This is a genomic window from Citrobacter youngae (genome assembly GCF_003818115.1).
GTDB classification, from domain to species: Bacteria; Pseudomonadota; Gammaproteobacteria; order Enterobacterales; family Enterobacteriaceae; genus Citrobacter; species Citrobacter youngae.
Map to the genome: position 1 here is coordinate 136,679 of NZ_RPOI01000020.1, position 14,700 is coordinate 151,378.

At 56.0% G+C, this 14,700-nt stretch carries 12 protein-coding genes; all 12 read right to left on the bottom strand.

Features of this window, described 5'->3' with window-relative positions; all coding sequences use genetic code 11:
- Window positions 1-13: 13 nt before the first annotated feature.
- The 12 genes from nuoN to nuoB all read right to left on the bottom strand — a co-directional run bounded on the left by nuoN (window position 14) and on the right by nuoB (window position 14,688).
- Window positions 14-1,471 carry an NADH-quinone oxidoreductase subunit NuoN gene (gene nuoN, locus EHN13_RS17420; RefSeq protein ID WP_048211072.1) on the bottom strand — a complete coding sequence of 486 codons (1,458 nt, stop codon included), beginning with the start codon at window positions 1,469-1,471 and terminating at the stop codon, window positions 14-16.
- Window positions 1,472-1,477: 6 nt separating this feature from the next.
- Complete coding sequence (gene nuoM, locus EHN13_RS17425; RefSeq protein ID WP_003027692.1) at window positions 1,478-3,007, bottom strand: NADH-quinone oxidoreductase subunit M; 1,530 nt, start codon at window positions 3,005-3,007, stop codon at window positions 1,478-1,480.
- A gap of 251 nt (window positions 3,008-3,258) precedes the next feature.
- Window positions 3,259-5,100, bottom strand: a complete 1,842-nt coding sequence (nuoL, locus tag EHN13_RS17430; protein ID WP_048211071.1) for an NADH-quinone oxidoreductase subunit L — start codon at window positions 5,098-5,100, stop codon at window positions 3,259-3,261.
- Window positions 5,097-5,399 carry an NADH-quinone oxidoreductase subunit NuoK gene (gene nuoK, locus EHN13_RS17435; protein WP_000612644.1) on the bottom strand — a complete coding sequence of 101 codons (303 nt, stop codon included), beginning with the start codon at window positions 5,397-5,399 and terminating at the stop codon, window positions 5,097-5,099. The genes nuoL and nuoK overlap by 4 nt, the downstream gene beginning before the upstream one ends.
- Window positions 5,396-5,950, bottom strand: a complete 555-nt coding sequence (gene nuoJ / locus EHN13_RS17440) for an NADH-quinone oxidoreductase subunit J (RefSeq protein WP_003028059.1) — start codon at window positions 5,948-5,950, stop codon at window positions 5,396-5,398. Before nuoJ ends, nuoK begins: the two co-directional genes overlap by 4 nt.
- A gap of 11 nt (window positions 5,951-5,961) precedes the next feature.
- The gene (gene nuoI / locus EHN13_RS17445; RefSeq protein WP_003028062.1) at window positions 5,962-6,504 is read right to left on the bottom strand and encodes an NADH-quinone oxidoreductase subunit NuoI; all 543 of its coding nucleotides are present in this window, start codon (window positions 6,502-6,504) and stop codon (window positions 5,962-5,964) included.
- A gap of 14 nt (window positions 6,505-6,518) precedes the next feature.
- Entirely contained in the window at window positions 6,519-7,496 is a 978-nt protein-coding gene (gene nuoH, locus EHN13_RS17450; RefSeq protein WP_003028063.1) for an NADH-quinone oxidoreductase subunit NuoH, read from the bottom strand.
- Entirely contained in the window at window positions 7,493-10,219 is a 2,727-nt protein-coding gene (nuoG, locus tag EHN13_RS17455) for an NADH-quinone oxidoreductase subunit NuoG (RefSeq protein WP_124021808.1), read from the bottom strand. The genes nuoH and nuoG overlap by 4 nt, the downstream gene beginning before the upstream one ends.
- 81 nt (window positions 10,220-10,300) lie before the next feature.
- Window positions 10,301-11,638, bottom strand: a complete 1,338-nt coding sequence (gene nuoF / locus EHN13_RS17460) for an NADH-quinone oxidoreductase subunit NuoF (RefSeq protein ID WP_005129472.1) — start codon at window positions 11,636-11,638, stop codon at window positions 10,301-10,303.
- Window positions 11,635-12,135 (bottom strand): NADH-quinone oxidoreductase subunit NuoE, encoded by a 501-nt coding sequence (gene nuoE, locus EHN13_RS17465; RefSeq protein WP_003028069.1) that lies wholly within the window; start codon window positions 12,133-12,135, stop codon window positions 11,635-11,637. The genes nuoF and nuoE overlap by 4 nt, the downstream gene beginning before the upstream one ends.
- Window positions 12,136-12,137: 2 nt before the next feature.
- On the bottom strand, window positions 12,138-13,940 hold the full coding sequence (gene nuoC, locus EHN13_RS17470) for an NADH-quinone oxidoreductase subunit C/D (protein ID WP_075551358.1): 1,803 nt from the start codon (window positions 13,938-13,940) through the stop codon (window positions 12,138-12,140).
- An 85-nt stretch (window positions 13,941-14,025) separates the two neighbouring features.
- Entirely contained in the window at window positions 14,026-14,688 is a 663-nt protein-coding gene (gene nuoB / locus EHN13_RS17475) for an NADH-quinone oxidoreductase subunit NuoB (RefSeq protein WP_003028075.1), read from the bottom strand.
- Window positions 14,689-14,700 lie beyond the last annotated feature (12 nt).

Here is a 14,700-nt window from a genome sequence, read left to right on the forward strand (position 1 = left end):
TCCAACGTGTCGCTTACATCAGCGGCGCCGCCAGTTGCACGATACTGATCAGCGGTTGCGGGTAGATACCCAGCACCAGCACCAGCAGTGCAGAGATCAGCACTACGATACCGCCCGCGCTGTACTGCCAGTTAGACGGCGCATCACGGTTCAGTTGCTGCGGTGCGCTCAGATACAGGCTCACAGCAACGCGCAGGTAGTAGTACAAACCAATCGCCGAACCGACCACCACGGCAGCAACCAGCCACCACAGGTTAGCCTGCACACCGACAGCCAGTACGTAGAATTTACCGATAAAGCCCAGCGTCATCGGGATACCCGCCAGAGACAGCATCATCACTGTCATCACTGCCGCGAGGATCGGACGATGCCAGAACAGGCCGCGATAGGAGAACAGAGAATCCGCATCCGGACCACGGTACGGGCTGGACATCAGACTGACCACACCGAACGCGCCAAGGCTGCTGAACAGATAACCAGCCAGATAAACGCCAACGGCTTCCATCGACATCTCGCCGCTCTGCAGGGCAATCAGCGCCACCAGCAGATAACCGAGGTGAGAGATGGAAGAGTAGCCGAGCAGACGTTTGATGTTGGTCTGGCTCAGCGCCATCAGGTTACCGAAGATGATAGAAGCAAAGGCAATCACACCCAGCACGATACGTACCGCTTCGCTGTCGCCAACCGGCGCGTACAGGAACAGACGCATCACCACGCCGAAGATAGCGATTTTGCTCGCCGTCGCCAGGAAGGTGGAAACCGGAGCCGGAGCACCCTGGTAGACGTCTGGCGTCCACAGGTGGAACGGAACCAGCGAGAGTTTGAAGCCGAGGCCAACAATCATCAGACCGAAGCCCGCCAGCAGCAGCGGTTCGCTCAGCATGCCGTCGCCGAGGCTCTTACCGAGCGCGACAAACGACAGATTCCCAGACTGCGCGTACACCAGCGCCATACCGAACAGCAGGAAGGAAGACGCTGCGGCAGACAGAATGGTGTATTTGATACTGGCTTCCAGCGAACGTTTCTGACGGAACGCATAGCCGACCAGGCCAAACAGCGGCAGAGAGATAAGCTCAATACCAAGGAACAGCGCCGCCAGATGGTTAGCGTTAGCCAGCAGAATACCGCCGAGCGCGGCAATCAGCACCAGCAGGTAGAACTCTTCCCGGTTGTCGTCGTAGCCTTCCAGCCACGGGTAAGCGAAGGTACAGGTGGCAAGACTCGCCAGCAGCACCAGCCCGGTGTAGAGCATGGCGAAACCGTCAACCCGCATCAGCGGGGTGACGTCCATGGCGCCCGCCTGGCCAACAAACCAGAGCGAAACCAGCGCGGCGTTAAGCCCAATGACTGACAACGTGGCATTGAGGAAGTGATTGCGTCGCCACGCAATGGAGAGCATCACAACCACCACCGTCAAGCCGACGATCAGCAGCGGTAGCAGCGCAATCAGGTGTTGTGGAGTTATTGTCATGGCGATTTACGGCCTTGTAGTAGTAACGGAATTAACAAACCACTGCTGGATGTTGCTCATCGCAGAATGCGAGGTATCCAGAATCGGCTGCGGATAGAAGCCAAGCAGTACCAGAAGCACGACCAGCAACAGGATGATAAACAGCTCACGCAGCGACATCCCTGGCAGTTCAACACTGGCAATCTGGCTTTTCGCCTTACCGAAGTAAGCGCGATGCAGCATCGCCAGCGAGTAAACAGAGGCAAACACCAGACCAAAGGTTGAGATCACGGTAATGACCGGAACCACCTGATAGCTGCCGAACAGAATCATGAATTCGCCAACGAAGTTACCTGTACCCGGCATACCCAGCGTACACACTGCGAAGAACATTGACAGCGCAGGCAACCATTTCATTTTGCCCCACAGGCCGCCCATCATACGCATATCACGCGTGTGCAGACGTTCGTACAGCTGACCACACAGGATGAACAGACCGGCTGCAGAAAGACCGTGCGCAATCATCTGGATAACCGCACCCTGGTACGCCAGTTGGCTGCCGGTGTAGATAGCAATCAGCACGAAGCCCATGTGCGATACAGAGGTGTAGGCAATCAGACGTTTGATATCGTACTGATTAAAGGCCATCCACGCGCCGTAGAAGATGCCGATTACGCCAAGCCACATAGCGATAGGCGCGAACTCCGCCGACGCGTTCGGGAACAGCGGCAGGGAGAAGCGCAGCAGACCATAGGCCGCCGTTTTCAGCAGAATCCCCGCCAGGTCAACGGAACCTGCGGTCGGTGCCTGGGAGTGCGCATCCGGCAACCAGCCGTGCAGCGGAACCACCGGCATTTTCACCGCGAAGGCGATGAAGAAGCCCAGCATCAGCAGGTATTCCACGCCGTGGGACATCGGGGTATTCAGCAGTTCTTCATAGTTGAAGGTCCACACGCCGGTCGCTTTGTAGTGCACAAACACCAGCGCCAGGATGGCAATCAACATCACCAGACCACTCGCCTGGGTATAAATGAAGAACTTGGTGGCCGCCGTGATACGCGTTTTACCGTCAGAGGCTTTATGCCCCCACAACGCGATCAGGAAGTACATCGGCACCAACATCATTTCCCAGAAGAAGAAGAACAGGAACATGTCGATGGCAAGGAATACGCCGATTACGCCGCCTAAGATCCACATCAGGTTCAGGTGGAAGAAGCCCTGGTATTTTTCGATTTCATTCCAGGAGCAAAGTACCGCCAGAACACCGAGCAGACCGGTCAGCACCACCATCAGCAGCGACAAACCGTCGATGGCTAAATGAATAGAGATGCCAAAACGTGGGATCCACGGCAGGACAAACTCAGACTGCCACTGCGGAATGCCAGCGGATTGCGTCAGTGAATAGCCGCCCTGCAACCACAGTTGCAAGCCAAGCGCCAGCGTCAGTCCCATGGTAATCAGCGCTATCCAGCGCGGCACCTTCACGCCAAAGCGTTCGGTCTGCCAGCACAGGAAGCCACCGATAAAGGGGATTAATATCAACCAGGGTAATAACATAGCTAAGTATGTCCCTTATATTTACTCCTGCTCAGGCTATCTCACTCATCAGCCCAAATCCCGGCAGTGCTCGCAATCCTCACGTACTTCAGTACGCTCCGGTTGCTCTGCGCTGGCGGTATTCGGTCTGACTTCGCCGATGACGCCTGTACTTCAGGAACAGATTTTCAACGAATTCTAAAAATTATTTTTGGGTTTGTAGGCCGGATAAGCGCAGCGCCATCCGGCAGTCGTTCATCCAGCCAACAAACTCAACGCAGTACCATCAACAGTGCCAGCACAACAACGGCGCCGATGCTCATTGATGCCACATACCAGCGCAGATAGCCGTTCTCGCTTAACAGCAGGCCTTTACCTGCAAAGCGAGACAGGATCGCCGGAATGTTCATCATTGCGTTCAGCGGATCGCGTTTCAGCAGCCATGCAACACCGAGGAACGGCTTGACGAACACTTTGTCGTACAGCCAGTCGAAGCCCCAGGCGTTATACCACCAGGTACCCAGCAAACGGCCTGGCGCACTGTTGGCAATCGATGTCACAAGCTGGCGTTTACCCAGCCACAGCCATGCTGCGATCAGGATGCCCGCAATCGCGACGATACCGGAAGTAATTTCCAGCGTCATGACGCGACCATGCTCAAGCTCGGTCGTCGCCGGCAGTACGCCATGCAGTGGCGGCACAATCAGCGCGCCAACAAAGGTGGACAGGATCATCAGCACAATCAGCGGCAGATGATGGGTAATCCCCTTCCCGGCGTGAGCGTGAATTTGTTCTTTACCGTGGAACACGATGAAAATCATGCGGAAGGTATACAGCGAGGTCATGAACGCACCGACCAGACCTGCAACCATCAGATTGATATGACCGTTCGCCATCGCACCGGCCAGAATCTCATCCTTACTGAAGAAGCCAGCGGTAATCAGCGGCAGAGCCGACAGCGCCGCGCCACCAATCAGGAAGCAGAGATACACCAGCGGAATAGACTTACGCAGGCCGCCCATCTTGAAGATGTTCTGTTCGTGGTGGCAGGCCAGGATAACCGAGCCGGATGCCAGGAACAGCAGCGCTTTAAAGAAGGCGTGCGTCATCAGGTGGAAAATCGCCGCATCCCACGCCTGAACGCCAAGCGCCAGGAACATGTAGCCAATCTGGCTCATAGTGGAGTAAGCGAGAACACGTTTGATGTCGGTCTGTACCAGCGCAGCAAAACCCGCCAGCACCAGCGTGATAGCACCGATAATCCCCACCAGATGCAGGATTTCCGGGGTCATCAGGAACAGGCCGTGCGTACGTGCAATCAGGTAGACACCGGCGGTAACCATCGTCGCGGCGTGGATCAACGCGGAGACAGGCGTCGGGCCAGCCATCGCATCAGCAAGCCATGTTTGCAACGGCAGCTGTGCAGATTTACCGACCGCACCGCCCAGCAGCATCAGGGTTGCCCACATCAGCATGTTGTTGCCGTCTGCAAAATGCGCAGGCGCCAGTTCCACCATTTCGCGGAAGTTCAGCGTGCCCAGCTCGTTGTAGAGAATGAACAGTGCGAACGCCAGGAATACGTCACCAACACGGGTTACCACGAAGGCTTTCATTGCCGCAGCGCCATTCTTCGGATCGGTGTAGTAGAAACCAATCAGCAGATAGGAGCACAGGCCCACGCCTTCCCAGCCGAGGTACATCAGCAGCAGGTTATCCGCCAGCACCAGAACCACCATGCTGGCGATAAACAGGTTGGTGTAGGCGAAGAAACGAGAATAGCCCTCTTCTCCGCGCATATACCAGGAGGCGAACATGTGGATCAGGAAACCGACACCGGTCACCACGGAGAGCATGGTCAGCGACAGGCCGTCCAGCACCAGGTTGAAACCGATGTTGAAATCACCGACTGACATCCACGTCCACAGCGGCTGGCTGTAAGCCTGCTGGCCATTGGCAAAGAAATCAACGCCAACAAACGCAGTCACCAGCGCGGCCAGACCAATCGACCCGACACCCACGGTAGCGGACAGATTTTCTGACCAACGACCACGAGAAAACGCCAGTAATACAAAGCCAATAAATGGCAGAATAATGGTTAAGGCAAGCATGTTCATCCACGCATCTCACTTACTGAATCGATGTTCAGGTTCTGGCGACGGCGATGAAGTTGCAGCAACAGCGCAAGTCCAATGCTCGCTTCCGCAGCCGCAAGGCTGATGGCGAGAATGTACATCACCTGACCATCGGTCTGGCCCCAGTAGCTTCCGGCGACCACAAAGGCCAGCGCAGAGGCGTTAATCATGATTTCCAGCCCGATCAGCATAAACAGCAGATTGCGGCGGATAACCAGACCGGTCAAACCCAGGACGAATAAAATCGCAGCGAGGATCAGTCCATGTTGTAAGGGGATCATGCGTGCTCCTCCGTTTTTCTTTTCGCGCGGTCATCGGTGCGATTGCTCAGCACTTCACCTGAACGCTCTTCGCGCCCCACGTGGAAGGCCACAACCAGACCCGCCAGCAGCAGCATCGAAGCCAGTTCGACCGCCAGTACATACGGTCCGAACAGGGAAATACCGACTGCTTTCGCGCTAATTGGCGTCCCGTCTATGCCCTGATCGTTTACGCCCAGAATGGCGTAAACAATGACCACCAGCATGATGGCCGACAGAATCGCCGGACCAATCCACACCTGAGGTTTCAGCCACTGGCGTTCCTGTTCAATTTCAGAACCACCGAGGTTGAGCATCATTACCACGAATACGAACAGCACCATGATAGCGCCCGCGTAGACGATAATTTCCAGCGCACCGGCGAAGTAAGCGCCTAACGAGAAGAACACCCCGGAAATCGCCAGCAGCGAAATAATCAGATACAGCAGTGCGTGTACCGGATTGGTGTGGGTGATCACCCGCAAGGTTGCGAGAATGGCTATCAGGCCACAGATATAAAAAGCGAACTCCATTGCCCCTCTCCTTACGGTAACAGGCTCTTGACGTCGATAGGCTTAGCTTCGTTCTCTGCTTCGCCCTTATCTTTGCCGTCGATTGCCATACCTGCCATCCGGTAGAAGTTATATTCCGGGTATTTGCCCGGACCGGAGATCAGCAGATCCTCTTTCTCGTAAACCAGGTCCTGGCGCTTGTACTCACCCAGCTCGAAATCTGGAGTCAGCTGAATAGCCGTTGTCGGACAGGCTTCTTCACACAGGCCGCAGAAAATGCAGCGTGAGAAGTTAATGCGGAAAAACTCCGGATACCAGCGGCCATCTTTGGTCTCTGCTTTTTGCAAAGAGATACAGCCTACCGGACACGCTACCGCACACAGGTTACAGGCAACGCAGCGCTCTTCACCGTCAGGATCACGTGTCAGAACGATACGACCACGAAAACGGGGCGGTAGATAGACCGGCTCTTCCGGGTACATCTGCGTTTCGCGTTTCGCGAACGCATGCAGGCCGATCATCCAGATACTGCGTACCTGGGTGCCGAAACCTACGAACAATTCTTTTAAGGTCATGGTCTTTGTGTCCCTTATTGCGCCTGCCAGAGAATGACAGCCGCCGTTACCAGCAAGTTGACGAGCGTCAGCGGCAGACAGACTTTCCAGCCGAAGGACATTACCTGGTCATAACGAGGACGCGGTAACGACGCACGAATCAAAATGAACATCATCATGAAGAACGCGGTTTTCAGCGCGAACCAGACGAATGGTGGTAAGAACGGGCCATGCCAGCCACCGAAGAACAGGGTAACCATCAGCGCAGAAATGGTGACAATACCGATGTACTCACCCACGAAGAACAGACCGAATTTCATACCGGAATATTCAATGTGGTAACCGTCGGCCAGTTCCTGCTCGGCTTCTGGCTGGTCAAACGGGTGACGGTGACACACCGCCACGCCCGCGATGGCAAAGGTGACAAAACCAAAGAACTGCGGAATAACGTTCCAGATATCAGCCTGGTTGTTGACGATGTCGGTCATGTTAAATGAACCGGCCTGCGCCACCACGCCCATCAGGGAAAGTCCGAGGAACACTTCGTAGCTCAGCGTCTGCGCAGACGCACGCATCGCACCGAGCAGTGAGTATTTGTTGTTACTGGACCAGCCGGCGAACAGCACCGCGTATACCGCGAGGCCCGCCATCATCAGGAAGAACAGGATCCCGATGTTCAGGTCGGCCACTACCCAGTTCGGACTCACCGGCACGATGGCGAAAGCCAGCAGCAGCGAGGTGAAGGCGATCATCGGTGCCAGGGTAAAGATGACGCGATCCGAGAATTTCGGGATCCAGTCTTCTTTAAAGAACATCTTGATCATGTCCGCAACCAGCTGGAGCGAACCGCCCCAGCCCACACGGTTCGGTCCGTAACGGTTCTGGAACAGACCCAGCAGACGGCGTTCGCCAAAGCTCATGAATGCCCCGCAGGTGACCACCACCAGCAGGATCACCACCGCTTTGAGAATGCTCAGCAGGATCTCAATCAGATCGGGTGTAATCCAACTCATTGTTGTGCCTCCTGCAGATCCTCAAGACGCGCACCTGCCAGAACCGGCGCGATGCCAGGCATGCCCATCGGCAAACCAACCTGCCCTGCCGTTAATCCTTCAGCGATTTCAACCGGCAGCGTAACCGTGTTGCCATCGTAGCTGAAAGAAACGCGCGTACCGGCATTAACACCCAACTTCGCGGCATCTGCCGGGTTGAGCTTGATGTACGGCTGCGGCATACGGGTCTGGAAGACCGGCGCACGCTGGGACATTTCATCACTACCAAACAGGTGATAGTAAGGCGCGATACGCCACTGACCTTCCTGAGCCTGGAAGCTCGCCGGAACGGTTGTGAAGTACGCCATATCCCCCGCAGAAGCCTCGATCAGACGCACGCCCGGATCGCCATGACGCAGTTTACCGCCCACTTCATCCTGGAACTTGTTCCACGCCTGTGGGGAGTTCCAGCCCGGAGCCCAGGCAAACGGAATTTGTGAACGCGGCGCAGACGGCTGGTTGTTCCCTTCCATAGAGAAGGCGAACATGGTGTCTTTGTCCTGCGGCTGGCGCGGTTCGTGTACGCTGATGTTGGCGCGCATTGCGGTACGACCGCTGTAGCGGTGCGGTTCACGCGCCAGCTTCTGTCCACGGATACGGAAGCTTGCGTCCGGCGCGGCATCTTTAATGCCTGCCAGCTGCGGCAACTTCTCAACGACCGCGTCGATAACGTGGTCGAGCTGCGTCCAGTCCACTTCACGGCTCTGCACGGTGCTGTGCAGCGAGTGCAGCCAGCGCCAGCTTTCCAGCATTACGGTGTTGCTGTCGTAGTAGGATGGGTCATAGACCTGGAAGAAACGCTGGGCGCGGCCTTCGTTGTTAATCACCGTACCATCGCTTTCAGCGAAGCTTGCAGCGGAAAGCACCAGATGGGCGTTTTCCATAATTGCCGTACGCTGATGGTCAACGACCAGTACCAGCGGCGCTTTCGCCAGAGCGGCATCAACGCGAGCAGCTGAAGCATGGCGATGCAGGTCATTTTCCAGCACCACAACGGCGTCAGCGCGGCCTGTTTCCAGCTCGGTCAGCGCATCGTCAAGGGAACCACCGCCAATCATGCCGAGGCCCATGCTGTTAACCGAGCGAGCAATCATGGTGATGCCGACGTCTGCACCACGGCCTTTCAGCGCCTTCGCCACGTTGGCAGCCGCCTGAATCACTTCGGCACTACCGGCGTTAGTGCCGGAAATAATCAGTGGTTTCTTCGCCCCGGCCAATGCCTGAACGATAACGTCAATTTTGTTCTGCAGGTCACGGTCGATACCGTCAACCGCCGGCGCGTTGTTATCCAGCGCATGAGCGATAGCGAAACCTAAACGCGCCTGATCTTCAACCGGTGCACGATAGGTCCAAGCGGCGATATCATCCAGGCGGGTGTTATCGACATTGGTAACGAACAGCGGATGCTTAGCACGCTGGCCGATGTTAAGGATTGCTGCGATCTGCCAGTCAGCCACTTTCTGTGCCGCCGCCATTTCACGCGCTTTACCTTTCACCGCCTGACGCACTGCCAGCGCAACGCGCGCACCGGTTTGGGTGACATCTTCGCCCAGCACCAGAACCGCATCATAAGATTCGATTTCGCGCAGTGCCGGAGTATGAATCCCGCCGTCACGCAGCACGCTCAGTGCCAGTTGCAGACGTTCCTGCTCGCCCTGGGCTATACCGGTATAGAAGTTATCCGCACCGACCAGTTCACGCAGCGCGAAGTTACTTTCAACGCTGGCGCGCGGAGAGCCGATACCGATCACTTTCTTCGACTGACGCAGAATATCTGCCGCCCCCTGCATCGCCTGCTCAGCGTTCAGGGTGATCAGATCATCGCCACGACGCTGTACCGGCTGACGCGGACGGTCTTTCAGGTTCACGTAACCATAGCCAAAACGACCACGGTCGCAGAGGAAGTAGTGGTTAACGGTACCGTTGTAGCGGTTTTCGATACGACGCAGTTCGCCGTAACGCTCACCCGGGCTGGTGTTACAGCCAATGGAACACTGCTGGCAGATGCTCGGGGCAAACTGCATATCCCATTTACGGTTATAACGCTCGGAGTGCGTTTTGTCGGTAAACACGCCGGTCGGACAAATTTCTACCAGGTTACCGGAGAATTCGCTCTCAAGCGTACCGTCTTCCGGACGACCGAAGTAGACGTTGTCATGTGCGCCATACACGCCCAGATCCGTGCCATCGGCGTAATCTTTGTAGTAACGTACGCAGCGATAGCAGGCGATGCAGCGGTTCATTTCGTGAGAGATGAACGGCCCCAAATCCTGGTTGCGGTGTGTACGCTTCGTGAAGCGGTAGCGACGGAAGCTATGACCAGTCATGACGGTCATATCCTGAAGGTGGCAGTTACCGCCCTCTTCGCAGACCGGGCAGTCGTGCGGGTGGTTGGTCATCAACCACTCGACGACGCTTTCGCGGAACTGCTTCGCTTCTTCGTCATCAATAGAAATAAAGGTACCTTCGGTGGCCGGTGTCATACAAGACATCACCAGGCGACCACGCGTGTCTTCCGCGTTCTGATATTGCTTCACCGCACACTGGCGGCAAGCACCGACGCTGCCCAGCGCCGGGTGCCAGCAAAAGTATGGAATATCAAGGCCGAGAGACAGACAAGCTTCCAGCAGGTTGTCCGCTCCATTGACCTCATATTCTTTGCCGTCTACATGAATCGTAGCCATAGTCAGCATGCTTCCAGTTGGCTCGGTCAGTGACCAAGCGTTAATCGAATTTCTTATCGCGACACAGGGCTAACCCTGTGATCACCAGCGCTCTTTCAGCAGGTTCGGCTGAATACCACCAATAGCGTGGGTATTGCTGAAGGTCTGCTTAATGCCAGCTTCGAATTCTTCGCGGAAATATTTAATGGCGCTCTGTAGCGGTTCCACCGCACCCGGTGCGTGTGCACAGAAGGTTTTACCCGGGCCGAGGAAACGACACAGTTGCTCAAGTGTCTCGATATCCCCAGGCTGGCCTTCGCCACGCTCTAGCGCACGCAGAATTTTCACACTCCACGGCAGACCATCACGGCACGGCGTACACCAGCCACAGGACTCGCGGGCAAAGAACTCTTCGAGGTTACGCACCAGCCCAACCATGCCAATCTCGTGGTCAACCGCCATCGCCAGCGCGGTACCCAGACGGCTACCGGCTTTACCAATGCTTTCGAATTCCATCGGCAGGTCGAGATGTGCTTCAGTCAGGAAGTCAGTCCCCGCGCCGCCCGGCTGCCAGGCTTTGAACTTCAGGCCATCGCGCATGCCGCCCGCGTAATCTTCGAGGATTTCACGCGCAGTAGTGCCGAACGGCAGCTCCCACAGTCCCGGATTCTTCACGCGACCAGAGAAGCCCATCAGTTTGGTGCCCGCGTCTTTGCTCTTCGAAATGTTCTGGTACCACTCCACGCCGTTTGCGAGGATAGCCGGTACGTTACACAGGGTTTCGACGTTGTTAACGCAGGTCGGTTTACCCCATGCACCAGAGCTTGCCGGGAACGGCGGCTTGGAGCGTGGGTTAGCACGGCGACCTTCGAGGGAGTTGATCAGCGCGGTTTCTTCACCACAGATGTAACGCCCCGCCCCGGTGTGCACAAACAGTTCGAAATCGAAACCGGTGCCCATGATGTTTTTGCCAAGCAGACCGGCTTCGGTCGCTTCGGCAATCGCGCGGCGCAGATGCACAGCCGCTTCGATATATTCACCGCGCAGGAAGATGTAACCACGGTACGCTTTCAGCGCAAACGCGGAGATCAGCATGCCTTCCACCAGCAGGTGCGGCAGCTGTTCCATCAACAAGCGGTCTTTATAGGTGCCGGGTTCCATTTCATCGGCGTTACACAGCAGGTAACGGATGTTCATGGATTCGTCTTTCGGCATCAGGCTCCACTTCAGACCGGTGGAAAAGCCTGCGCCACCGCGCCCTTTCAGGCCAGCGTCTTTTACCTGGTTGACGATTTCATCCGGTGACAGCCCGGTCAGGGCCTTACGCGCACCTTCATAACCGTTCTTGCTACGATATTCGTCCAGCCATACAGGCTGTTTGTCATCACGCAGACGCCAGGTCAGCGGATGCGTTTCGGGAGTACGGATAATGTCTTTCATTTATACCGCTCCAACAGTTCGGGAATGCCTTCCGGGGTCAGGTGAGCATGAGTATCTTCATCGATCATCATATTCGGCCCCTTGTCGCAGTTCCCCAGGCAACAGGTCGGCAGCAGCGTAAAGCGACCATCAAAGGTCGTCTGCCCCGGCTTGATGTTGAGTTTTTTCTCAAGCGCAGCCTGGATCCCCTGGTAGCCATTGATATGGCACACGACGCTGTCGCAATAGCGGATCACGTGGCGACCGACCGGCTGACGGAAGATCTGGCTGTAGAATGTCGCAACACCTTCGACGTCGCTTGCCGGGATACCCAGCACGTCAGCGATCGCGTAGATCGCCCCATCCGGCACCCAGCCACGCTGCTTCTGAACGATTTTCAGCGCTTCAATGGACGCCGCACGCGGGTCTTCGTAGTGGTGCTTCTCGTGCTCAATCGCTTCACGCTCAGCCGCACTCAGCTCAAAAGCCTCGGTTTGTGGTTGTTGGTTCTCGTGCATAATTAGCGGTCCACATCTGACATAACAAAATCGATACTACCCAGATGGACGATCAGGTCGGACACCAGGCTGCCACGTACCGCTACCGGGATCTGCTGCAGGTGCGCATAGCTCGGGGTACGGATACGGGTACGATAACTCATGGTGCTGCCATCGCTGGTCAGGTAGTAACTGTTAATACCCTTGGTCGCTTCCACCATCTGGAAGGACTCGTTTGCCGGCATAACCGGTCCCCACGAAACCTGCAGGAAGTGGGTGATCAGGGTTTCGATATGTTGCAGCGTGCGCTCTTTCGGCGGCGGCGTCGTCAGCGGGTGATCCGCTTTGAACGGGCCTTCCGGCATGTTATTGAGGCACTGCTCAAGGATGCGCAGACTCTGGCGCAGCTCTTCAACTTTCAGCATCACGCGGGTATAGCAGTCGGATACACCACCGCCAACCGGGACTTCAAAGTCAAAGTTTTCGTAGCCAGAGTACGGACGCGCTTTACGCACGTCGAAATCAATACCGGTCGCACGCAGCGCAGCACCGGTACAGCCCCAGTCCAGCGCTTCTTTCTTGCCGTAAGCGGCAACGCCCTGCGAACGGCCTTTCAGGATGGTGTTACGCAGTGCGGCTTTCTCGTAAGAATCCAGACGTTTTGGCATCCAGTCGAGGAAATCACGCAGCAGTTTGTCCCAACCGCGCGGCAGATCGTGTGCCACACCGCCGATACGGAACCAGGCCGGGTGCATACGGAAACCGGTGATCGCTTCCACAACGTCATAGATTTTCTGACGGTCGGTAAAGGCGAAGAATACCGGAGTCATTGCGCCGACGTCCTGAATGAACGTGGAGATGTACAGCAGGTGGCTGTTGATACGGAACAGTTCAGACAGCATGACGCGAATCACGTTGACGCGATCCGGTACGGTAATACCCGCCAGCTTTTCGACTGCCAGCACGTACGGCATTTCGTTCACGCAGCCACCGAGGTACTCGATACGGTCAGTGTACGGAATGTAGCTGTGCCAGGACTGACGTTCGCCCATCTTTTCAGCGCCACGGTGGTGGTAGCCGATGTCAGGTACGCAGTCGACGATTTCTTCGCCATCAAGCTGCAGGACAATACGGAACGCACCATGGGAAGACGGGTGGTTAGGACCGAGGTTGAGGAACATAAAGTCCTCGTTTTCGGTGCTACGCTTCATGCCCCAGTCTTCAGGTTTGAAGGTCAGCGCTTCCATTTCCAGATCCTGTTTGGCTTTAGTCAGCTCAAACGGGTCAAATTCGGTCGCACGCGCCGGGTAGTCTTTACGCAGCGGATGGCCTTCCCAGGTATGCGGCATCAGCAGACGCGTCAGGTGCGGGTGACCTTCGATGTCGATGCCAAACATTTCCCAGGTTTCACGCTCATACCAGTTGGCGTTCGGGAACAGTTTGGTGAAAGTCGGTACGCGCAGATCGTTTTCAGACAAAGCCACCTTGAGCATGATATCGCGATTGCGTTCAATGGAGATCAGGTGATAGAAAACGGAAAAATCCGCGGCGGGTAACCCTTCGCGGTGCGTACGCAGACGTTCGTCCATGCCGTGTAAGTCAAACAGCATGACGTAAGGTTTCGGCAGTCTCTTTAAGAAATCGCCAACTTCGAGTAACTGTTCACGCTTGACCCAGACAACGGGTACCCCAGTGCGAGTAGCCTGAACGGTAAAGGCATCCGGCCCAAAACGGTTGCGCAGTTCGCCAATGACCGGGTCATCAAGGTGATCCCGTGTTTGCCATACGGCGTCTTGCGCGGTTAAGTCGGTCATATTGTTCACCATTGCAAATGGTCCGTGGTGGTCGGCAGTGCTTCGCGCTATTTATGTAGTGGTAAGCGAAGGAAGTGCTGCTGCCGACAGGCGCAAATTAAATCTCGTCTGGTGTACGAAGATTCGTTACAGCAATACGTTCGCCGCGTTTACGCTCGCGTTCTGACTGCATATTGGCGCGATAAACGCCCTGATCGCCAACCACCCAGGAGAGCGGACGGCGTTCTTTGCCAATGGAATCTTGCAGCAGCATCAGTGCCTGCATGTACGCTTCTGGACGCGGCGGGCATCCCGGGATGTACACATCGACCGGAATAAATTTATCAACGCCCTGCACTACCGAGTAGATATCGTACATACCGCCGGAGTTGGCGCAGGCGCCCATGGAAATAACCCATTTCGGTTCCAGCATCTGATCGTAGAGGCGCTGAATAACCGGGGCCATTTTGGTAAAGCAGGTTCCGGCTACGACCATCAGGTCAGCCTGACGCGGCGATGCACGCAATACTTCTGCACCAAAACGGGCCACGTCATGCACGGCGGTAAACGAGGTCACCATCTCTACGTAGCAGCAGGAAAGGCCAAAGTTATATGGCCAAATTGAGTTTTTACGGCCCCAGTTAACCATGTCATGCAGCTTGCCCATGAACACGTTTTTGTTAACTTCCTGCTCCAGGGGGTCGGTTACGATCTCCTGTTTTTGCAGGGGGTAACGGTCGTTCTCACCGTTAGGATCTATGCGGGTGAGCGTATAATCCATCTTAATGCCTCG